The 19,676-nt window shown below is 63.8% G+C and carries 22 protein-coding genes; 12 read left to right on the top strand and 10 right to left on the bottom strand.

The annotated features are described in order from the left end of the window. Positions 1-27 precede the first annotated feature (27 nt). The 5 genes from ubiE (at position 28) to coaBC (ending at position 4,436) form a co-directional block, all read left to right on the top strand. A complete protein-coding gene (gene ubiE / locus NKH78_RS02980) occupies positions 28-804 on the top strand; it encodes a bifunctional demethylmenaquinone methyltransferase/2-methoxy-6-polyprenyl-1,4-benzoquinol methylase UbiE (RefSeq protein ID WP_352506392.1) in 777 nt (258 codons plus the stop codon). A gap of 70 nt (positions 805-874) precedes the next feature. Then, entirely contained in the window at positions 875-2,449 is a 1,575-nt protein-coding gene (gene ubiB, locus NKH78_RS02975; protein ID WP_352506391.1) for a 2-polyprenylphenol 6-hydroxylase, read from the top strand. A gap of 70 nt (positions 2,450-2,519) precedes the next feature. After that, entirely contained in the window at positions 2,520-2,780 is a 261-nt protein-coding gene (locus NKH78_RS02970; RefSeq protein ID WP_254816871.1) for a FitA-like ribbon-helix-helix domain-containing protein, read from the top strand. Then, the gene (locus NKH78_RS02965; RefSeq protein ID WP_352506389.1) at positions 2,777-3,184 is read left to right on the top strand and encodes a type II toxin-antitoxin system VapC family toxin; all 408 of its coding nucleotides are present in this window, start codon (positions 2,777-2,779) and stop codon (positions 3,182-3,184) included. The genes NKH78_RS02970 and NKH78_RS02965 overlap by 4 nt, the downstream gene beginning before the upstream one ends. Positions 3,185-3,209: 25 nt before the next feature. After that, positions 3,210-4,436 carry a bifunctional phosphopantothenoylcysteine decarboxylase/phosphopantothenate--cysteine ligase CoaBC gene (gene coaBC / locus NKH78_RS02960; protein WP_254816873.1) on the top strand — a complete coding sequence of 409 codons (1,227 nt, stop codon included), beginning with the start codon at positions 3,210-3,212 and terminating at the stop codon, positions 4,434-4,436. 22 nt (positions 4,437-4,458) lie between these two features. Here coaBC and NKH78_RS02955 read toward each other — a convergent pair whose 3' ends face one another. From NKH78_RS02955 to NKH78_RS02930, 6 genes are all read right to left on the bottom strand, one after another. Then, entirely contained in the window at positions 4,459-5,991 is a 1,533-nt protein-coding gene (locus NKH78_RS02955) for an MFS transporter (protein WP_352506388.1), read from the bottom strand. 409 nt (positions 5,992-6,400) lie between these two features. After that, on the bottom strand, positions 6,401-6,874 hold the full coding sequence (locus tag NKH78_RS02950; protein WP_352881839.1) for a DUF992 domain-containing protein: 474 nt from the start codon (positions 6,872-6,874) through the stop codon (positions 6,401-6,403). A gap of 136 nt (positions 6,875-7,010) precedes the next feature. Further along, a complete protein-coding gene (locus NKH78_RS02945) occupies positions 7,011-7,856 on the bottom strand; it encodes a tetratricopeptide repeat protein (protein ID WP_352478138.1) in 846 nt (281 codons plus the stop codon). 161 nt (positions 7,857-8,017) lie between these two features. Continuing rightward, the gene (gene rpsU / locus NKH78_RS02940; RefSeq protein ID WP_023675331.1) at positions 8,018-8,290 is read right to left on the bottom strand and encodes a 30S ribosomal protein S21; all 273 of its coding nucleotides are present in this window, start codon (positions 8,288-8,290) and stop codon (positions 8,018-8,020) included. 267 nt (positions 8,291-8,557) lie between these two features. Continuing rightward, on the bottom strand, positions 8,558-8,944 hold the full coding sequence (locus NKH78_RS02935) for an SET domain-containing protein (protein ID WP_352506386.1): 387 nt from the start codon (positions 8,942-8,944) through the stop codon (positions 8,558-8,560). Positions 8,945-9,052: 108 nt separating this feature from the next. Continuing rightward, positions 9,053-9,811 (bottom strand): SDR family oxidoreductase, encoded by a 759-nt coding sequence (locus tag NKH78_RS02930; protein ID WP_352506385.1) that lies wholly within the window; start codon positions 9,809-9,811, stop codon positions 9,053-9,055. Positions 9,812-10,083: 272 nt separating this feature from the next. Between NKH78_RS02930 and NKH78_RS02925 the strand changes: the two genes are divergently transcribed. From NKH78_RS02925 to NKH78_RS02900, 6 genes are read left to right on the top strand one after another with little or no spacing between them, the layout of a single operon-like run. Then, positions 10,084-11,337, top strand: a complete 1,254-nt coding sequence (locus NKH78_RS02925; RefSeq protein ID WP_352506384.1) for a sarcosine oxidase subunit beta — start codon at positions 10,084-10,086, stop codon at positions 11,335-11,337. Beyond that, positions 11,337-11,759, top strand: a complete 423-nt coding sequence (locus tag NKH78_RS02920) for a hypothetical protein (protein WP_352506383.1) — start codon at positions 11,337-11,339, stop codon at positions 11,757-11,759. Before NKH78_RS02925 ends, NKH78_RS02920 begins: the two co-directional genes overlap by 1 nt. An 8-nt stretch (positions 11,760-11,767) precedes the next feature. Continuing rightward, positions 11,768-12,064 (top strand): sarcosine oxidase subunit delta, encoded by a 297-nt coding sequence (locus NKH78_RS02915; RefSeq protein WP_352737020.1) that lies wholly within the window; start codon positions 11,768-11,770, stop codon positions 12,062-12,064. Then, positions 12,061-15,054: a sarcosine oxidase subunit alpha gene (locus tag NKH78_RS02910; protein WP_352737019.1), complete on the top strand. Its 2,994-nt coding sequence runs from the start codon at positions 12,061-12,063 to the stop codon at positions 15,052-15,054. The genes NKH78_RS02915 and NKH78_RS02910 overlap by 4 nt, the downstream gene beginning before the upstream one ends. Next, positions 15,047-15,625 (top strand): sarcosine oxidase subunit gamma, encoded by a 579-nt coding sequence (locus NKH78_RS02905; RefSeq protein WP_352737018.1) that lies wholly within the window; start codon positions 15,047-15,049, stop codon positions 15,623-15,625. The genes NKH78_RS02910 and NKH78_RS02905 overlap by 8 nt, the downstream gene beginning before the upstream one ends. Before the next feature lie 53 nt (positions 15,626-15,678). Next, positions 15,679-15,903 (top strand): hypothetical protein, encoded by a 225-nt coding sequence (locus NKH78_RS02900; RefSeq protein WP_352737017.1) that lies wholly within the window; start codon positions 15,679-15,681, stop codon positions 15,901-15,903. A 101-nt stretch (positions 15,904-16,004) separates the two neighbouring features. Here NKH78_RS02900 and NKH78_RS02895 read toward each other — a convergent pair whose 3' ends face one another. Continuing rightward, entirely contained in the window at positions 16,005-16,244 is a 240-nt protein-coding gene (locus tag NKH78_RS02895; protein WP_352737016.1) for a DUF680 domain-containing protein, read from the bottom strand. A 177-nt stretch (positions 16,245-16,421) separates the two neighbouring features. Next, positions 16,422-17,063, bottom strand: a complete 642-nt coding sequence (locus NKH78_RS02890) for a TetR/AcrR family transcriptional regulator (RefSeq protein ID WP_352737015.1) — start codon at positions 17,061-17,063, stop codon at positions 16,422-16,424. 192 nt (positions 17,064-17,255) lie between these two features. Here NKH78_RS02890 and NKH78_RS02885 point away from each other — a divergent pair, with 192 nt between their 5' ends. Beyond that, positions 17,256-17,963, top strand: coding sequence for a hypothetical protein (locus tag NKH78_RS02885; protein WP_352737014.1), 708 nt, complete (start codon positions 17,256-17,258; stop codon positions 17,961-17,963). A 20-nt stretch (positions 17,964-17,983) separates the two neighbouring features. Here NKH78_RS02885 and NKH78_RS02880 read toward each other — a convergent pair whose 3' ends face one another. Both NKH78_RS02880 and NKH78_RS02875 read right to left on the bottom strand, forming a co-directional pair. Further along, a complete protein-coding gene (locus tag NKH78_RS02880; protein ID WP_031211357.1) occupies positions 17,984-18,478 on the bottom strand; it encodes a MaoC family dehydratase in 495 nt (164 codons plus the stop codon). Between the two features lie 39 nt (positions 18,479-18,517). Then, on the bottom strand, positions 18,518-19,333 hold the full coding sequence (locus NKH78_RS02875) for an SDR family oxidoreductase (RefSeq protein ID WP_352737013.1): 816 nt from the start codon (positions 19,331-19,333) through the stop codon (positions 18,518-18,520). Positions 19,334-19,676: the final 343 nt, after the last annotated feature.

The raw sequence follows: 19,676 nt of genomic DNA, 5'->3' as shown, positions 1-19,676 counted from the left end.
CCGCCGATTTTATGGCGGATCAAAACGATGTCGGTTGAAAGAACCACTGCTGCGGGCGGCATGGAAACCTCCTATGGTTTCAAGCGGGTAGGACCAGGCGACAAGCAGTCCCTGGTCAATGATGTTTTCCACAAGGTGGCGAACCGCTACGACCTGATGAACGACCTGATGTCGGCGGGGTTGCATCGGTTGTGGAAGGACGCCTTGGTCGCCTGGCTCAATCCACCGAAGCGGCCGGGCTGGAGCGTTCTCGACGTTGCCGGCGGCACCGGCGATGTCGCCTTCCGCATCGTCGAGGCGAGCGGCAGGCACGCTCATGCAACGGTTCTCGACATCAACGGCTCGATGCTCGCGGTCGGCCGCGACCGGGCCGAGAAAAAGGGCCTGTCGGCAAATACCGATTTCGTCGAAGCCAATGCCGAGGAACTGCCTTTTGCCGACGCTACTTTCGACGCCTACACCATCGCTTTCGGCATCCGCAACGTGCCGCGCATCGATGTGGCGCTCGCCGAAGCCTATCGCGTGCTGAAGCCCGGCGGGCGCTTTCTCTGCCTTGAATTCTCCGAGGTCGAGATGCCGCTGCTCGACAAAGTCTACGAAGCATGGTCGTTCAACGCCATCCCGCGGATCGGCAAGATGGTGACCGGCGATGGCGAGCCATATTCCTATCTGGTCGAATCGATCCGCAAATTTCCCAATCAGCAGAATTTCGCGACGATGATTTCGCGCGCGGGCTTCGAGCGCGTCTCATTCCGCAACTACTCCGGCGGCATCGCCGCGCTCCACTCGGGCTGGAAGCTTTGAAGCTGGCCCGTATCCTTCGTACTCAATGTGCTCTTCGCCGGTCTAGGAAATCGGCGGGGCAAAGCCAGCCATGAGCAGCATCGGCGCTGGTTTCAGGCTCGTGCGGGCCGGCTGGGTGCTGGTCCGCGAGGGTGTCATCGCGGCTTTGCCCGGTGACGAGCTCTTCGGCTTGCCGAAATTCGGCTGGCGCATGGCCCGGCTGTTCACCCGCCGTCACGCGCTTGCCTATGAGCGTGGCGACAGGCTGGCCAAGGCGGTCGTGCGGCTCGGCCCGTCTTACGTCAAGCTCGGCCAGTTCCTGGCGACACGGCCGGATGTCGTCGGAAACGATATCGCGCTTGATCTTGCCATGCTGCAGGACAAGATGCAGACGTTTCCGAAGGCCGAGGCTGTCGCCGCGATAGAGGCCTCGCTCGGACGCAGGGTCGACGAGCTCTATGTCAGTTTTGGCGAGGCCGTGGCCGCCGCCTCGATCGCCCAGGTCCATACCGCCGAAATCCTGCAGAACGGCGTCGTTACCCGGGTGGCGGTGAAGGTCATCCGGCCGGGCGTGCGCCGCCGCTTCTTTCGCGATCTCGAGAGCTATTTTCTCGCCGCCCGGCTGCAGGAAAAATACATCCCGTCGTCGCGCCGGCTGCGGCCGGTCGAGGTGACCGAGACACTGGCCCAGACGACCAAAATCGAAATGGACCTGAGGCTGGAGGCGGCGGCTTTTTCGGAGCTTGGCGAGAATACCAAGGACGATCCCGGCTTCCGTGTGCCGTCGGTCGACTGGGAGCGCACCGGTCGTGACGTGCTGACCATGGAATGGGTCGACGGCATCAAGATGAACGACATTGCCGGCCTAGCCGCCGCCGGCCACGACCTGAAGGCGATTGCCGCCAACCTCGTTCAGTCGTTTCTGCGCCATACGCTGCGTGACGGTTTCTTCCACGCCGACATGCACCCGGGCAACCTGTTTATCGAAGCCGACGGCACCATCGTCGCCGTCGATCTCGGCATTGCCGGCCGGCTCGGCAGGAAGGAGCGCCGGTTCCTCGCCGAAATCCTCTACGGCTTCATTACGCGCGATTACCAGCGCGTCGCCGAAGTGCATTTCGAGGCCGGCTACGTGCCGCGCCAGCACAATGTTGCGGCTTTCGCCCAGGCGATCCGGGCGATCGGCGAACCGATCCACGGCCAGCCGGCCGAGACCATCTCGATGGCCAAGCTGTTGACGCTGCTGTTCGAGGTGACCGACCTGTTCGACATGGCGACGCGATCCGAACTGGTGCTGCTGCAGAAGACCATGGTCGTTGTCGAAGGCGTCGCCCGCACCCTCGACCCGGCCTTCAACATGTGGAAGACGTCGGAGCCGGTGGTCAGCGGCTGGATTGCCCGCAATCTCGGCCCGCGCGCGCTGCTGGCCGATGCGCGCGACGGTGCCAGCGCGCTGCTGGCGCTGGCGCGTCAGGCGCCGGACCTCGCTGCCCGTACCGAGCGGCTGTCGCGTGAGATCGACCTGATGGCCGAAAACGGCCTGCGCTTCGACGAGGGGACGGCGGACGCGATCGGCAAAGCCGAGGCGCGCCACACCCGCTCCGGCCGGCTGGCGCTGTGGGTGATCGCGCTGACGCTGGTGTATATCGCCTGGAAGCTGCTCTGATTGCAATGACAGCAGTGCTGTCATTGCAATCACGCCGCTTGTCGCTTATGTAACGGCGAGGAGCTACGCTATGAGCACTATCACAATCCGTAATCTTGATGACGAAGTGAAGCAGGTGCTGCGCGAACGCGCTGCCGCGCGCGGCGTTTCGATGGAGCAGGAAGCGCGGGATGCCTTGCGCAAAGTGACGATCCCCGAGAGCAAGCTCCAGAACGGGGAGTGGCGGCTGAAAGCGTCACGTGACGAGATCTTGGCGCTCGGACGGAAATCAGAACACCCCATTGACCTCAAAGCGCTTACTGATCACATGTGGGATGAGGGACTTCTGTGACCGTTGCAGTTGATACGTCTGCGTTAATCGCAATCATCGGCGCAGAGCCGGATGCGGCTGCATTCGTCGATGTTTTCGGCACCTCATCTGCTGTACTGATAAGCACTGCAACACTTCTGGAGGCACATTGTGTGGCGAACCGGTCCAGCGGTGGCATCAACCCCGCCGAACTTCAGGTGCTCATCGACCGCCTCGAACTGACGGTCGTTCCTTTTGATCTGGCTCAGCTCGAGGTCGCACGACTTGCCTACTCTCGGTACGGTCGCGGATCCCGCCATCGTGCTGACCTCAACATGGGCGACTGTTTCGCCTATGCCCTGGCCAAGACCCGAAACCTGCCGCTACTTTTCAAGGGTGACGATTTCATCCATACCGACATCGAATCGGCGCTGAAGCCGGCATGACATTGGACAAGAACTGGCCTCGGGCATGACCCTCTCCGGCAAGCGCATCCTGCTCATCATCGGCGGAGGCATTGCTGCCTACAAGGCGCTCGACCTGATCCGTCGGCTGCGCGAGCGCGGTGCGGCAGTGCGGGTGGTGATGACCGCCGCGGCGCAGGAATTCGTCACCACGCTGTCGGCCGGGGCGCTGTCCGCCGACCATGTTTTCACCGAACTGTTCGACCGGCAGGACGAGCACGATATCGGCCATATCAGGCTGTCGCGCGAGGCCGACCTTGTGGTCGTGGCGCCGGCCACCGCCGACCTGATGGCAAAGCTCGCCAATGGCCATGCCAACGACCTTGCCTCGACCGTGCTCATCGCCACCGACAAGCGAGTTTTGATGGCGCCGGCGATGAACCCGAAAATGTGGGCGCATCCGGCGGTCCGCCGCAACCGTGCGGCGCTGAGCAAGGACGGCGTCGCATTCGTCGGCCCGGCGAAGGGCGAGATGGCCGAGAGCAACGAGGTGGGCGAGGGCCGCATGGCCGAGCCGCTGGAGATCGTCGCCGCGATCGAGGCGCTGCTCGACGGCCGGCCAAAGCCGCTGGCAGGCAGGAAGATCATTGTCACCTCCGGGCCGACGCATGAGCCGATCGACCCGGTCCGCTACATCGCCAACCGGTCGTCGGGCAAGCAGGGCCACGCCATTGCGGCGGCGCTGGCCAGGCTCGGCGCCGATGTGCGTCTCGTCTCCGGTCCGGTTGGCATTGCCGATCCGGCCGGCGTCGCCACGCTGCATGTCGAAACGGCCGTCGAGATGAAGGACGCTGTCGAGCAGCTGCTGCCGGCCGACGCGGCAGTGTTCGTCGCGGCTGTCGCCGACTGGCGCACTCAAAGTTCGGCCGGGGAAAAGATCAAGAAGGTGGCGGGCGAGGGGCCGCCGGCGCTGCAGATGGTGGAAAATCCCGATATTCTTGCCGGTGTCGGGCATCACAAAAAGCGGCCGATGCTGGTGGTCGGTTTCGCTGCGGAGACGCAGGATCTGGTCAGGAATGCCGAGGCCAAGCTTGCAAAAAAGGGGGCCGATCTTATCGTCGCCAATGATGTCTCGCATGAAGATGGTGCTCCGGGCGTGATGGGCGGCGACCGCAACAAGGTGCGGATCGTCTCAAAGGCCGGCGTCGAGGAATGGCCGGAGATGAGCAAGGATGAGGTGGCGACGCGGCTCGCGGCACTGATCGCCGAGCGGCTGAAGACGGTCGTCGTCTAAAGCGCGTCGCGTTCGACCGGCCTCATGTGACGCGCTTTAGGTTCTTGTTTTGATGCATGTCGTTACCGCAAAACCGCTGCACACCTTTGCGCGACATGCATTGGTCAATCTTCCCTGCGAAGGGGGAGATCGGCAGCTTCGCTGGCGGCGCCCCCGAAATCCGCAAGGCGGCAAGGCATCCCAGGATCCCGAGCGGGATAAACGCCAGGAACAGCCAGGCAGCGACGTTTGCCGCGGCCTCGCGGTTCAGGCCCTCTGAAAAGCCGCTGGCGTTGGCTACGATGCCGGTCAATGCCGCACCCACCGCATAGCCGATGCGCTGCATGGTCGGCACGGCGGCCGAGGCGATCGTCTGCTCGCCTTCCTTGGCCGATACCACGATGACACGCGTGACGAACGGCCAGGCTATGCCGAAGCCGCCGCCTTGCAACAAAGCACAAAACAGGATCAGCGGGATCGAGCCGGCCGGCACCGTATAGGCGAAACCGGCGACGCCCGTGGCGACCATCAGCGCCCCGCCGACGATGATCAGCCGCTCGCGCTCCGGTGGCGCATTGGCGACGAGGATCGACAGGATCGACCAGGCGATCGATTCGGCGGCGATGATGTAGCCGGTGGTCAGGATCGGAATGCCGTGAAGGCTGGTCAGAAGCAGTGGTCCGTAGACCGCGAACGAGCAGGTCGCCACCGAAAACGCCGCGACCATGGTCATGCCCGCGCCGACCGACGAGCGCCATGAGAACAGCCGCGACGGGAACAGGCGCGAGCGCGGCTTCAGTGCGTCGATATAGATAAACAGCGCCAGGCCGATCAGGCCGAGGGTGAGCAGCAGCGACGAGCGCAGCAGGGCGATGTCGACGCCGGCAGTGGCAATCAGCACGACGCTGCCGGCGAGGCAGCCAAGTGCCGCAAAGGGGAAGGGCGGCGCCGAGCCGCCCGTCGCCTGCGGCCTCGTTGCTTCAGGCGTATCGAGCACGAGGAAGCTTGCCAGCGCCATGGCCGTGCCTCCCAGGGTGAAGACGCCGAAGGCCCAGCGCCAGGACGAGAATTCGGTCATGACCGCGCCGAGCACCGGCCCGCTGAAAGCGGCGACACCCCAGATCGCCGACATGACGCCGAAAAGCTGCGGCCAGATCGCGCGGGCAAACAGCCGCTCGACCGAGACGAAGGCCAGCGACACCAGCGCGCCGCCACCGAGCCCTTCGATCAGGCGGCCGCAGAGGAACAGCGGCATCGAAGGCGCGGTGGCGCAGACCAGCGCGCCGGCGGCATAGAGCATTGCGGCGACCATCATGTTGGTACGCAGCGCGACATAGCTCACCAGCCGTCCGGCGGCCGCACCGGCAACGATGGCGCCGAGCTCGTAGATCGCCAGCGACCAGCCGACCAGTTGCACGCCGGCAAGTTCGCCGACCATGGCCGGCATGACCGTTGCTACCATGGTTTCGTTGGTGGCGTGCAGCAGAATGCCGAGGCTGATGAAGCAGAAGCGCGCCAGATCGCCGCTCGCCCACAGCGCGCGCCAATCGACCCCGTTTGTGCTTGTTTTGGTCATCCAGTCCCCCAGGCTTTCTCAGACGCTGGTCTAAAGTATTGGAGCGTTCTTCACGTCCAAATGAGTACATGCCGCAGTATGGGAGGACTTCTAGAACCTCAACCGGAGTTGAGATCAAGCGGTTTTGATCGCCGTTGACGTGGCGGATTTCAAATTGCGCGATGGGGGACGATCACGAGGCGTTGAGATTCTGGTCAGACCGAAGACAAGCAATATTGGATCGCCGCAATCTTCGGTCACGGTAACGGCATGAACACAGTTGCCATGCCGTGATCTTCGAGCGCCGCAACTTTGAACATCAGGGCGGCCCATCCTCTGCGGAGTGGGCCTGCCGGAATCTATGAACCTTCGGCAGCTATTCGCAGGCCGACACCTACGCTCCCCGCCGCTCGGGAGCCATGCCGCGCCGCTATTTGAACGAATGGATCAGGTCCAGCGAGGTGACGGCGACCGCCAGGTTGACGCCCGTCTGTGCCTGGACACTGAGCGGCTGCAGCGAAAAGGCGCTGTCGAGGCCGCCGACCAGGAGATTGGCGCCGCCACCGGTGACCACGCTGGCCTCGGCGTTCACGCCATAGTAGCTGCCGGCAAGGTCGCCTTCATCGTGATTGCGGGTCGCCGCCAGAACCGCCCATACCAGCTGGCCCTGATGCGTCCGGCCGAGATCGACGCCGAGCTTGGAAATCACCCCGGTATAGACTTCGGAGGGGCCGCCACGATGTGGACGAAAGACACAGGAAACACCCTTGTTGGAGGTGACGAGATAGGCCGTGCCGCCGTCGATGGTGCAGTCGAGCACGCCGAGCTGGAGCTTGCTGGCGCTGGCGGGAGCGGCAACGACGGTCGTCGCGAAAGCGGCGGCACAAGCGAGTTTCTTGATCATGGCAGGGTCCTTTCGAAATTGCCTTGTACAAACGGCTGAGCACGCCGAGCGTTCCGCCGACAACTTGGCGCCAGCAAGGCAAGGGTAAACGCAGGGTTGTCGGGGCGCGGAAAGGGCCGCCCGATTAACCGGCCGCTCAGCCGGTGCTGGTGCGGGCCAGGCCGTCCTTGGCCGGCTGGTAGGTCGGATTGAGGTGCACGGCCTCGCGGTATGATTTCGCGGCCCTGACCTTGTCGCCGCGCCGCTCGTAGATCAGCGCCTGGTTGGACCACGCCTCGGCGTTCTTACCGTCGAGCTTGATGGCCATATTGAAGTCGGCGAAGGCATTGTCCTCGTCGTTCATGGCCAGGTAGGAGAGGCCGCGTCCATTGTAGGGCTCGGAGGCGTCCGGCGCCAGCGAAATGGCGGTCGAGAAATCCTCGATGGCAAAGGCGTGCTGGCCCTGGCTCTGGTAGATCAGGCCGCGATTGTGATAGGCGCGCGCGTCGGTCGTGTCGAGCTGGATGGCCTTCTGGAAATCGTTGAAGGCTTCCTGCACCCGGCCCGCCCTGCGGTAGAGATTGCCGCGGCCGATATAGGCGGCGTCATAGTTGGGATTGATCTGGATCGAGCGGTTGTAGTCGGCAAGCGCGCTCGCCTGGTCGCCGAGGAAGCGCTGGATGAGCGCGCGGTTCGAATAGGCCTGGTAAAAATTCGGATTGAGCTGGATGGCGGTGTTGAAGTCCTTCAGCGCCGCCTGGTACTGGCCGCCGCGGCCATAGGCCGAGCCGCGCACATTGTAGGCTTCCGGATCCTGGGGGTTGCGCTGGATCACCGCCGACAGCGAGGAGATGTTCTCGCTCGAGGCTTGCGCCTTGTCGATGTTGTTGAACTCGCCGGTCGGAACGCTCTGGCAGCTGGCAAGCGCCATCCCGGAAAGCAGGGCTGCCGTCAGGGCGAGGCCGCGCCACGCGGTTCTGCGCTCTACGGTAATTGCGTCCATGTCTGCCCTGTCCTTACTGCGCCGTCTGGTCCGTTCCCCCTCCGAACCGGCATCTCTCCCAACCGGTCCTTTCGAACCGGGTCTACATCACAACAAAAAGGTGGCGGCGATTCCGCATCGCGCCACCCTGGATATCCTTGGAAAAGGACGAAAAATTGGCGTCAGAACCGCGGCGGACGCGGGGCACCGGCACCGGCAGCACCGGCCGCGACCGGACGCGGCGTCATCGGCAGCAGGCCTTCGCGCTGGGCACGCTTGCGGGCCAGCTTGCGGGCACGGCGCACGGCTTCCGCCTTTTCACGGGCGCGCTTCTCGGAGGGCTTCTCGTAATGTCCGCGCATCTTCATTTCGCGGAAGATGCCTTCGCGCTGCATCTTTTTCTTGAGCGCGCGAAGCGCCTGATCAACATTGTTGTCGCGGACGAGTACCTGCACGGGCAATCCTGTCTTTCGGGTTTGAAATCAATAGGCAAGCGGCCATAGCCACAAGCCTCCGCGGCGCGTTACACCACGAATTGGGGCGGCTGATAGCAGAATCAAGGCGCTCTGTCCACTGCCGATTGAGAGGCGGTGCCGACCTCGAAACGAAAAAACCCGCCTCAGCGGCGGGTCGTTGGTGTGAATCAGCACCATATTGAGATTAGTAGCATAGCTGCCGGCACAAAGCAAGAACAAAATTCGCCGTGGGCCAGATAGGCGTCGCTACACCGTGGCCAGGTGGAGCTGCTCGAAACCTTCGAAGAACTCGCCGTAGTCGCAGGTTATCTCCTCGCCGGCGGCGATGTCGCGGGTCGCAGTGGCCCCGCCATATTGCGAAAAGTCGGTGTTCGGCTTGTCGGCGTGGTTCATGAAACGGCCATTGTCGACCTCATAGACCATGAAGCCCGGCCGGTCCGGACTGGGATAGGCATATCTGTCGAGCAATTCCTTGAGGTGCGGCGGCGCCGTCTCGTATCTTTCCACCGGGATCAGCCGGTCGAAGTCCGGATCGAGCCGCCAGATCTGCGCCCCTTTCCGGATCGGCTCGGCGGCGAACACACCGACGCCTTCGATTGCGCTTGCAGCGATATAGGTCCTGATCAGCAGCATGTTTCCAACCCGTTTTCGAGGAGAAGACGGAATCGTCAAATCGCCGGGAAAAGCAAGACCGGTTTTCAGGCATTGCGGCTTGCGGGCCTAGGCCGACCGCGAAACGCTTCACGTGCGGGTGATCGAGACGCCGCCGTCGGCGAACAACGCCGTGCCGGTGGTGAAGCTCGATGCATCGGAAGCCAGATAGAGCGCCGAGCGGGCGATCTCGTCAGGCTCGGCGACGCGCTTCAAGGCATGCAGGTTTTCGACGAAGGCTCGCGATTCAGGTGTCTTGAACGTTGCCGAGGGCGTGTCGGTGCCGCCCGGCAGCAGCGCGTTGACCCGCACGCCCCTAGCGCCATATTCGGCGGCCAGCACCTGCGTCAATCCGATCAGTCCGGCCTTGCTCGCGGCATAGCTGGTCATGCCGGGCATGCCGACCGTGTGGCCGACAAAGGTGGAGGTGAAGATCAGCGATCCGCCGCCGCGGTCGACCATCGCCGGCACCTGATATTTTGCGCCGAGAAAGGCGCTGGTCAGGTTGGTGTCGAGCGTCTCGCGCCAGCCCTCCAGCGACAGCTCCGAAACCGGCCCGGTCTTGCCGACCGAACCGGCATTGTTGAAGGCGATGTCCAGCCCGCCGAATTTCTCGACCGCCAGGTCGACCAGGGCCTTCGCGTAGGCTTCGTCGCGGACATCGCCGGCAAGGGCGATGGCGGTGCCGTCGGCGTCTTCGATTTCGGCAACGAGCGCGTCAAGCTCCGCCTTGCGGCGGGCAGCGACGACCACCTTGGCGCCTTCCTCCGCAAACAGCTTGGCCGTGGCGCGGCCTATGCCGGAACTGGCGCCAGTGACGATGGCGATCTTGTTGGCAAGTGCGAGCATTTTTTTTTGCATCCTTTTTTCGCGCCGGCATTTTGCCGGCAATTGGATGCTTGGTCGCAAATGGGGTTGGTCGGAGCCACCCGATACGTGCAAGGTGCTTCAGATGTGGTTTGATCGCTCCATCACGTCGCATGCCTCTTTTTCATCACGGCGCAAAACGGCAAGCGCCGTCGCAAACAGTGCAAGGCTGGCAGCGCCGTTTCGCTAGTGATACAAGCTCGCGCGCCGGGGTTGGCTGATCTGCCCGGCCGTCATTTGCGAGGCCTGCGACGTTGAAGAAATACTCGGTATTCGCCATCGCCCGCGAGGCCATGCGCGGCCACAAGGGTTGGGAGGAACAGTGGTCCTCGCCGGAGCCGAAGAAGGAGTACGACGTCATCATCGTCGGCGCCGGCGGCCACGGCCTGGCCACCGCCTATTATCTCGCCACCGTGCACGGCATCACCAACGTCGCGGTATTGGAAAAAGGCTGGCTCGGCGGCGGCAATACCGGCCGCAACACCACCATTATCCGCTCGAACTATCTCTACGACGAGAGCGCCGGAATCTACGATCACGCGCTGAAGCTGTGGGACGGGCTCAGCCAGGAGCTCAACTACAACGTCATGTATTCGCCGCGCGGCGTCATGATGCTGGCCCATAACATCCACGACATCCAGGTGCTGCAGCGCCACGTCCATGCCAACCGGCTGAACGGCATCGACAACGAATGGCTGACGCCGGAGCAGGCCAAGGAATTCTGCCCGCCGCTCAACATTTCGCGCAATGCGCGCTATCCGGTGATGGGCGCCTCCCTGCAGCGCCGCGGCGGCACGGCGCGTCACGATGCGGTCGCCTGGGGCTATGCGCGCGGCGCCTCGGCGCGCGGCGTCCACATCATCCAGAATTGCGAGGTCACCGGCGTCAAACGGGCGCCGAACGGCGCGGTCACGGGCGTCGAGACGACGCGCGGCTTCATCGGCGCCAGGAAGATCGGCGTGGTCGCCGCCGGCCACTCCTCGGTGATCATGAACATGGCCGGCGTGCGTATGCCGCTGGAAAGCTATCCGCTGCAGGCGCTGGTGTCGGAGCCGGTCAAGCCGGTGGTGCCCTGCGTAGTCATGTCGAACACGGTGCATGCCTATATCTCGCAGTCCGACAAGGGCGAACTGGTCATCGGCGCCGGCACCGACCAGTATGTCTCCTATTCGCAGACCGGCGGGCTGCACATTTTGCAACATACGCTCGATGCGATCTGCGAGATGTTCCCGATCTTCACCCGTATGAAGATGCTGCGCTCATGGGGCGGCATCGTCGACGTGACGCCGGACCGTTCGCCGATCCTGGCCAAGACGCCAGTGCCCGGCCTCTATGTCAATTGCGGTTGGGGCACGGGCGGTTTCAAGGCGACGCCGGGTTCGGGCCATGTCTTTGCCCATACCATCGCCAGGGACGATCCGCACCCGATCAACGCGCCCTTCACCATCGAGCGCTTCCGCACCGGCCGCCTCATCGACGAGGCGGCGGCGGCAGCGGTGGCGCACTGATGATGACCGAGATGGCCGTCGCCATGCCGCTGATGCTCGCCGGCGAGCAAGGCCTGTTCCATTTTCCGTCGCCGGACGAGGTGCGCACGCAGCCGATCAGCCGCGCCGAAAACGAGACCGAATGGCCGTTTTCCGTCGACGACGGCATTCTGGCCTGCGTCTGGAGCGGCGGACAAAGGGTCGTCTCGTTTCTTGAAGGCCGGCCGGCGGATCTGGACGACGACGAGCCGTTCGAACCGCGCGTCGTCATCGTCACGGTCGATCCGGTCCTGCTGACGATCGGCAACATGGCCAACCGCGACCTCTTCAGCCCTGCGGCAAGCATCGAGGAGCGCATCCGGCTCGTCGCGCCCTTCGTGACCTTGGGCCAGAGGCTTTGCGACCAACCGGCCGGCGCCCGCCTCGGCCACGGCGAATTGTAGGACCAACCATGCTTCTCATCCGCTGCCCCTATTGCGAGGAAGAGCGTCCGGAGCTCGAGTTCCGCAACGCCGGCGAGGCGCATATTGCGCGTTCCCCTAATGTCGCCGGCGAGAGCGACGACGATTTCGAAAAGTTCTTCTTCATCCGCTCAAATCCCAAAGGCATCATCTATGAGCGCTGGCGCCACATGCATGGCTGCGCGCGGTTCTTCAACGCCGTGCGCGACACCGTCAGCGACAGGTTCCTGATGACCTACAAGGCCGGCGAGCCGAAGCCCGTAAAGCTGCCGGGAGCCGCAAAATGAGCGCGACATTCCGCATTGCCGGCGCCGGACGGCTCAAACAGGCAAAGATAGCTGGCTTCAGCTTCGATGGCCGTCCCTATACCGGTATCGAGGGCGACACGCTGGCCTCGGCGCTGCTTGCCAATGGCGTCCATCTTGTCGGCCGGTCGTTCAAGTACCACCGGCCGCGCGGCTTTCTGTCGGCCGGCGCCGAAGAGCCGAACGCGCTGGTCGAGATCAAACGCGACGCGGCACGCAAGACGCCGAACGTCCGAGCTACGGTGCAAGAGCTCTATGACGGGCTGACCGCACAGTCACAGAACCGCTGGCCGTCGCTCGCCTTCGACGTCGGCGCCGTCAGCAGTATCGCCTCGCCGATGCTTTCGGCCGGCTTCTACTACAAGACGTTCATGTGGCCGAAGACTGCATGGAAAAACCTCTACGAACCCAAGATTAGGGCCGCCGCCGGCCTTGGCGTCGCTCCCGACCAGCCGGACCCCGACCATTATTCGGCGCGCTTCGCCCACTGCGATGTGCTGGTGCTGGGCGGCGGTGCCGCGGGTATCGCCGCGGCATTGGCCGCGGCTGAAACCGGGGCGCGTGTCATCCTTGCCGACGAGCAGGCGGAATTCGGCGGCAGCCTTCATTTCGAGAGCGGCGCCAGTATCGATGGCCAGGACGGTTTTGCCTGGGCGCAGTCCGCCGTCGCCAAGTTGAAGTCGATGGACAATGTCCGCGTGCTGCCGCGCACCACGGCGTTCGGCTATTACGCGCAGAATTTCGTCGGGCTGGTCGAGCGCGTCAGCGACCATCTACAGAACCCCGGCCGCGACCTGCCGCGCGAGCGGCTGTGGCAGGTTCGTGCCAAACGGGTGGTGCTGGCGACCGGCGCCATCGAGCGGCACATGGTGTTTGCCGAAAACGACCGCCCCGGCATCATGCTGGCGTCGGCGGCGCGCACCTATCTCAACCATTACGGCGTCGCCGTCGGCAGGAATGTCGGCGTCTATACGGCAAACGATTCCGCCTACGCGGCGGCGATCGACCTGAAAAAGGCCGGCATCAACGTGGCGGCGATCATCGATCTGCGCGACAACCCGACCGGGCCGGTGATCGACGAGGCGAGGGCGCTCGGCATCGAGGTCAATTTCGGCCGCGCGGTGATACGCGCCGGCGGCAAATTGCGGGTGTCGTCGATGACCGTGCAGCCGAAGAATGGCGGCGGCGAACGCACCATTCCGGTCGACGCGATCCTGATGTCGGCCGGCTGGACGCCGTCGGTGCACCTGTTCTCGCAATCACGCGGCAAGGTCGCCTTCAACGACGAGACCAAGCGCTTCGTGCCCGGAACCTATGCGCAGGACTGCGTCTCGGTCGGCGCCTGCAACGGCACCGACGGGCTGTCGGCCACCATCGACGAAGCTTACGCCGCCGGCGCCAAGGCGGCCAAAGACGCCGGCAGCAGGCCGGCCAAGGGCACCAAGCCGAAGATCGACGCCGGCGAAAGCTGGTCGCGCGGCATGCTGGGTGCCGCACCCGGTGCCGGCGCCGACACGACGGTGAAGGCGTTCGTCGACTTCCAGAACGACGTCACCGCCAAGGACATCCGCCAGGCAGTGCATGAGGGCATGCGCTCGATCGAGCACGTCAAACGCTTCACCACCAATGGCATGGCGACCGACCAGGGCAAGACCTCCAATATGCACGGCCTGGCGATTGCCGCCGAGACGTTGGGCAAGCCGATCCCGCAGGTCGGGCTGACAACATTCCGCGCGCCCTATACGCCGGTGACATTCGGCTCGATCGTCGGGCATGCGCGGGGTCCCCTGTTCGACCCGACCCGCAAGACGGCGATCCATCCCTGGGCCGAGCGCCAAGGCGCTGTATTCGAGGATGTCGGTCAGTGGAAGCGCGCCTGGTATTTCCCGAAGCCGGGCGAGGACATACATGCCGCCGTCGACCGCGAATGCGTCACGGTGCGCAAGACAGCCGGCCTGTTTGACGCCTCGACGCTGGGCAAGATCGAGGTGGTCGGGCCGGATGCGGCCAAATTCATGGAACTGCTATACACCAATCCATGGGAAAAGCTTGAGCCCGGCCGCTGCCGCTACGGCATCATGCTGCGTGAGGACGGCTTCATCTATGACGACGGTGTCGTCGGCAGGCTTGCCCCCGACCGTTTCCATGTGACGACGACGACCGGCGGTGCGCCGCGGGTCATGAACCATATGGAAGACTATCTCCAGACCGAGTTCCCGCATCTCAACGTCTGGCTGACCTCGATCACCGAGCAATGGGCGGTGATTGCCGTGCAGGGACCGAAGTCTCGCGACATCATTGCGCCGCTGGTCGAGGGCATCGACATGTCGGATGAGGCGCTGCCGCATATGTCGGTGCGCGAAGGCCGGATTTGCGGCGTGCCGACCAGGCTGTTTCGCATGTCGTTCAGCGGTGAGCGCGGCTTCGAGGTCAACGTGCCGGCCGACTACGGCGAAGCGGTCTGGGAAGCGTTGTGGGCCGAGGGCCAGAAGCATGGCGCCTGTGCCTATGGCACAGAGTCTATGCATGTGCTGCGCGCCGAAAAGGGCTACATCATCGTCGGCCAGGATACCGACGGCACGGTGACGCCGAACGACGCCGGGCTCGACTGGGCGGTCGGCAAGAAGAAGACCGACTTCGTCGGCATTCGCGGCATGGCGCGGCCGGATCTGGTCGCCAAGGGCCGCAAGCAGCTTGTCGGCCTGAAGACCAGGGATCCCAAGGTGGTGCTGGAGGAGGGCGCACAGATCGTCGCGAACCCGAAGCAGGCAATCCCGATGAAGATGATTGGCCATGTCACGTCGAGCTATTGGTCGCAAAATTGCGGCCGCTCGATCGCGCTGGGGCTGGTCGCCGGCGGCCGCGATCGCACGGGCGAGACGCTCTATGTGCCGATGCCGAACGGGGTGATCGAGGTGGAGGTCACCGGCATGGTGTCCTTCGACGAGAAGGGGGAGCGCCTCAATGGCTAAGGCCGCCGTGAAAACCAACGCCGCCGGACCCTCAGTCGAACGCCGTCCGGCTCTCGCCGGCCAGTCGCTTTCCGCCGCCGGCGTTACACTTGCCGTGCTGCCGCCGGCCGAGCGCATATCGCTGCGCGCGCCGGAAGCCTCGATTGCGGCACTTTCGAAAGCGCTCGGCGTCGTCCTGCCGCAAAGGCCGAAAACCTCGGCGGCAAAGGCCGGACGCACGGCCTTGTGGCTCGGGCCGGACGAATGGCTGGTCATCGACGAGAACGGAAAAGATCCGCTCGCCGACTGCGCCAGCATTTCCGTACTGCATTCGGCGGTCGGCATCTCGCACCGCAACGTCGCCATATCGGTTACCGGTCCGGCTGCCGCGGCGACGATCAATGCCGGCTGCCCGCAGGATCTGTCGCTCGACGCCTTTCCGGTCGGGTCGGCGTCGCGTAGCATTCTCGGCAAGGTCGAAATCGTGCTGTTGCGCACGGCGGCCGACGCGTTCCGCGTCGAATGCTGGCGTTCCTTTTCCGATTATGTCTTTACTTTTCTGTCGGAGGCAACGCGCGACGCGGCAGCATAGGCATGTTCGCCGCGCCCGACCGTTCTGCGACAGCGAGCCGAGGGAGAATGCAAATGCCGCCGAGCTCCGCGCCGAAGTCGCCGGTCAAGACTCCGGCCGTGCGCTCTTTCGAAGACGAGCAGCGCACTGGGACAGATATCGAAGAGGAACTCGAGGAAGGCCTCGAGGATACATTCCCGGCCAGCGATCCGGTGTCGATCACCGGAACGGCCATTCCCGGCGCACCGGCAAGACCCGGCAAGCGTAAAAACGTGGCGGGACAGAAGCGTAAGAAGTGATCTGCACGCCGCGATAAAGCAGGGCTGAAGCAGACAAGATCGGCGGCCGGAAAGTCCTGTCGCCCTTTCGGTTCATCACCGCGTATTGTCGCCGGGCCGGCTCAGAAGCTGCTTGGCACGATCCACGGATCGATGCCGATGCCGAGTCTCGGGCCCTTGCTGCCGGCCTTGTGTGTCGGGGCATCGGCGTTTTCAAGCGATCCGGTCGGCGCGCAATCGAGCTTAGCACCGGCCTTGGTGTCGATGCAGGCCGCTTCTTGCTTGGCTGGCTGACTGCTGCCGGCAAATGCGGCGCCAGAGAGCGCCAGCAGGGCGGCGAGCGTGAGGACTGCCTTCTTCATCGTCGGTCTCCGGTTCAGTTATTGAATTTCTCGTACGTGTACGGAACTGCGTACAGATACGCCCTGGACTCCCGGTGTTCAAGCAAAATCGCACGCGTACGGAGAATTGCCGAACGCTCGGCGCCGCAGCGCAGAACGTTCGGAGAAGATCCTGCAGATCGGGAGGAGCGCCGCTCTTCAGCAGTTGACCGACGGCGTGAGCGGCGCAATCTCGTGCGCGGCGATGGCTTCGAGCATGATGTCGCCGATCCGTGTGATGAACGTCGTCTGGTCGCCGAACGGGTAGAACGGGAAGGTGATCAGCAGCGAGATGGCGCCGTGGCCGACCGCCCACAGCATGGTAGCGATGGCGCGTGGATCGCCTTTGAGCCTGCCGGCGGCAACGCAGGCTTCGACCCTCGCGATCAGCACTTTCATCGCCGGGTTGCCGCTCTCCATTTCGGCGAAGGTCTTTCCGGCTGGCGGCCCGACTTTTTCGGTCATGAAGACGGTGCGGTATTCGTTGGGATTTTCCAGCCCAAAGGCGGCGTATTCGACAAGCACCGCCTTGAGCGCCTCGATCGGGTCGTCGGCCGTATGATTTGCGATGCGCCTGGCCAAGGTCTCGAAGGCATCCTCGGCCAGCGCGAACAGGATGTCCTGCTTGTCGGCGAAATAGGAATAGACCGACATCGGCGCATAGCCAACGCGCTCTGCGAGCTTGCGGATGGTGAGGCCGTCATAGCCTTCTTCCTGGACAAGCTTGTGCGCGGCGTCGACAAGTTCGGAACGCAGTTCGGCCTTTTGTTTTTCGCGGCGCTCCTGGACGCTCAGCTGCAACTTTCTACTGCCTTATGACTGATGGCTGGATGCAGCATATATACGCTGTACGGCGTCGGGCAAGGGTGGCACGAAGCAGAAGGCTGACTGTCGCAATACCCATGTAACCCGGCAATAAAGCCGGCAACATCGGACTGTTACAGACAAAGACTAATTCGCGGCTCTGCAAGAATTTCGTTTCGGGAGGCCGTTATGACCGGAACTGAGCTTTCGTCCGGCGTGCCGGACGTGGACCCGCTTTCCCATCGCGCCAGGATGGCGCTCAGGCGCGTCGTCATGGTCGCATGGCTGGCGATCGCGCTCGGCTTTGCCATGGAAGCTCTCATTCTGACCGTCAGATTTGCGGCTGGTGCCTACCCGGCGACGACGCAGGTTCTGATCGAACTGGCGCAAGGCGTGACCTGGTCGTTCTTCGTCTGCGCCGGCGTCAGCCTCGGCACGGCGCTCGCCAAGGTGCGAGCCTCGCTCGGCGGCTTGATCAGCGCGATTTCAGCGCCACTGGCGATGGGCATCGCCAAAGGGACGCAAAAGGTCATGGTCAGCGCGCTGGACGCGGCGGCAAAGCCGGCCATCCTGTCGCTCACGACCCTGGGTGTGCTGCGGGCGATCGAATACGGGCTGCTCGGCTGGACACTGGCGTCGCTGGCATCGAAGGAAGAACCGCGTCCGCTCCATTTCGCGCTGGCGGGCGCCCTGATAGGCGCGGTATTCGGCGGCGGGATCACGGTGCTGACCATCGAGACGGCCGCGGCAAACGACGCTGCTCTCGCACTGCCGCAGGCTATCGCAACCGGCCTCAACGAGATCGTGTTTCCAATCGGTTGCTCACTGGTCGTCTACATTGCGCTGCAGGTCAGCCGCCATATGAAGTATGTCGCGGCCGAAGCCAAACAGATTTAGGTCCCCAGGCGTTGGATACCTCAAACCGCTTCCGGTTGGCGTTCGATCAGCGTCAGCGTCAGCCAGCGCGCGGTCAGCGCCGGTTTTTTCGAGCCCTCGATCTCGATCGTCACGTCGTGCGCCGTCTGCACCCAGCCGGACGGCCTGACCTTGACGTCGGCCAGCACGAAACGGGTGCGGATGCGCGAGCCGGTCTTCACCGGCGCCAGGAAGCGCAGCGAATCGAAGCCATGATTGACGCCCATCTTGCTGTTTTCCAGCGGCGGCATGGTTTCGAAGGTCATCGCCGACAACAGCGAAAGCGACAGGAAGCCATGCGCGATGGTGCCGCCGAACGGCGTTTCGCGGCTGGCGCGTTCCGGATCGCAATGGATGAACTGATGATCGTCGGTGGCATCGGCGAACTGGTCGATCATGCGCTGGGTGACGACCCGCCATGGCGACACGCCGACTTCCTTGCCGACGTTGGCCAGAAGCACATCGAGACTGATCGGTTCCACGCTGATGTCCTCCATCTTCACCCCCGGCATTTCACTCGCCGGATGGCGTGCGTCTCATTCCTTGAATAATGTCAGCCCGTGTTGCACCGACTGCCCGCCATCGATCGGCAGGATAGCGCCGGTGACATAGCTGCCGGCACGGCTGCACAAATAGAGCGTTGCGCCGGCAATGTCATCCGGTGCGCCGATGCGGCCGATCGGAACATGGTTGCCGACATGTCTTGCCTGGTCTTCGGTGCCGGTGGCGAAGGCCGTCATCCGGCTCCGGAAAGGGCCAGGCGCAAAGGCGTTGACGGTGATGCGGCGGCCGGCGAATTCGATCGCCAGGATGCGCGTCAGGTGGTGAACCGCGGCCTTCGAGGCCGAGTAGGAGTAGGCATCTTCGGCCAAAGGCTGCGTGCCCATCACCGATCCGAGGTTGATCACCCGGGCCGGGTCGGCATCGCTGGCGGCGGCCTCGAGCAGTGGCAGCAACTCGCGCGTCAGGTGGAAGACCGCGGTCACATTGACGCCGAACACCTTGGCCCAGGCATGGTAGGGAAAGCTTTCCAGCGGCGCCCCCCAGGAGATGCCGGCATTGTTGACCAGGATATGCAGCCGCTCGGTCCGCGCCCTGACCTCGGCCACAAGCGCCGCAATGCCGGCCTCGCTGGAGACGTCGCCGGCAAAACCTTCCGCCCTGCCGGGCGCGCCAAGGCCGTTCAACTCGCCGGCTACCCCGACGCAATCCTCGCCCTTGCGCGAGGCGATCATCACGGTGGCGCCGGCCTTGACCAGAGCGGTCGCCGCCATGCGGCCGATGCCAGTCGCGGCGCCGGTGACCAGCGCCGTCTTGCCGGCGACTGAGAACAGCTCGTCCAGATAGCTCATCGATTTCCTCCGCGCAGTTCACCGCTGTTTGACTGATGGTTCAAGGAGCGGCTTCGCATCGACAAGGCTAGCCGAACTACGATTATCCTTGCCACGCCAAAAGTATCCGGACTGCGGCGATGGCACGGTTTGCGGCTGAAATGGTTAAGCCCGAACGGCAAGGTGGTCATTCGGCCGTGACATGGTTCGGATGAATGATGCAGCCGTCCCTCCAAGCGAGCACCTTGGCCCCAGCGGTTCATTTCGCGCGTGAAGCAAGTCGTCATTACTCCTCCGCCAAGCCGCAGGCGGGTCTTGATGACGTGGGACGGTGGTTGAGCGATAGGGCAGGACTGACATTCGT

Source organism: Mesorhizobium sp. M0910, from assembly GCF_040319465.1.
Taxonomy (GTDB): domain Bacteria; phylum Pseudomonadota; class Alphaproteobacteria; order Rhizobiales; family Rhizobiaceae; genus Mesorhizobium.
The sequence above is the reverse complement of the archived record's forward strand: the minus strand, read 5'-3'. Positions and strand labels throughout refer to the sequence as shown.

What these genes read in the sequence shown, in the direction of transcription:
- ubiE (WP_352506392.1), top strand. Translation starts at nt 28, where the DNA reads ATGTCGGTTGAAAGAACCACTGCTGCGGGCGGCATGGAAACCTCCTAT.
- ubiB (WP_352506391.1), top strand. Translation starts at nt 875, where the DNA reads ATGAGCAGCATCGGCGCTGGTTTCAGGCTCGTGCGGGCCGGCTGGGTG.
- NKH78_RS02970 (WP_254816871.1), top strand. Translation starts at nt 2,520, where the DNA reads ATGAGCACTATCACAATCCGTAATCTTGATGACGAAGTGAAGCAGGTG.
- coaBC (WP_254816873.1), top strand. Translation starts at nt 3,210, where the DNA reads ATGACCCTCTCCGGCAAGCGCATCCTGCTCATCATCGGCGGAGGCATT.
- NKH78_RS02955 (WP_352506388.1), bottom strand. Translation starts at nt 5,991, where the DNA reads ATGACCAAAACAAGCACAAACGGGGTCGATTGGCGCGCGCTGTGGGCG.
- NKH78_RS02950 (WP_352881839.1), bottom strand. Translation starts at nt 6,874, where the DNA reads ATGATCAAGAAACTCGCTTGTGCCGCCGCTTTCGCGACGACCGTCGTT.
- NKH78_RS02945 (WP_352478138.1), bottom strand. Translation starts at nt 7,856, where the DNA reads ATGGACGCAATTACCGTAGAGCGCAGAACCGCGTGGCGCGGCCTCGCC.
- NKH78_RS02935 (WP_352506386.1), bottom strand. Translation starts at nt 8,944, where the DNA reads ATGCTGCTGATCAGGACCTATATCGCTGCAAGCGCAATCGAAGGCGTC.
- NKH78_RS02930 (WP_352506385.1), bottom strand. Translation starts at nt 9,811, where the DNA reads ATGCTCGCACTTGCCAACAAGATCGCCATCGTCACTGGCGCCAGTTCC.
- NKH78_RS02920 (WP_352506383.1), top strand. Translation starts at nt 11,337, where the DNA reads ATGATGACCGAGATGGCCGTCGCCATGCCGCTGATGCTCGCCGGCGAG.
- NKH78_RS02915 (WP_352737020.1), top strand. Translation starts at nt 11,768, where the DNA reads ATGCTTCTCATCCGCTGCCCCTATTGCGAGGAAGAGCGTCCGGAGCTC.
- NKH78_RS02910 (WP_352737019.1), top strand. Translation starts at nt 12,061, where the DNA reads ATGAGCGCGACATTCCGCATTGCCGGCGCCGGACGGCTCAAACAGGCA.
- NKH78_RS02905 (WP_352737018.1), top strand. Translation starts at nt 15,047, where the DNA reads ATGGCTAAGGCCGCCGTGAAAACCAACGCCGCCGGACCCTCAGTCGAA.
- NKH78_RS02900 (WP_352737017.1), top strand. Translation starts at nt 15,679, where the DNA reads ATGCCGCCGAGCTCCGCGCCGAAGTCGCCGGTCAAGACTCCGGCCGTG.
- NKH78_RS02895 (WP_352737016.1), bottom strand. Translation starts at nt 16,244, where the DNA reads ATGAAGAAGGCAGTCCTCACGCTCGCCGCCCTGCTGGCGCTCTCTGGC.
- NKH78_RS02885 (WP_352737014.1), top strand. Translation starts at nt 17,256, where the DNA reads ATGACCGGAACTGAGCTTTCGTCCGGCGTGCCGGACGTGGACCCGCTT.
- NKH78_RS02880 (WP_031211357.1), bottom strand. Translation starts at nt 18,478, where the DNA reads ATGGAGGACATCAGCGTGGAACCGATCAGTCTCGATGTGCTTCTGGCC.
- NKH78_RS02875 (WP_352737013.1), bottom strand. Translation starts at nt 19,333, where the DNA reads ATGAGCTATCTGGACGAGCTGTTCTCAGTCGCCGGCAAGACGGCGCTG.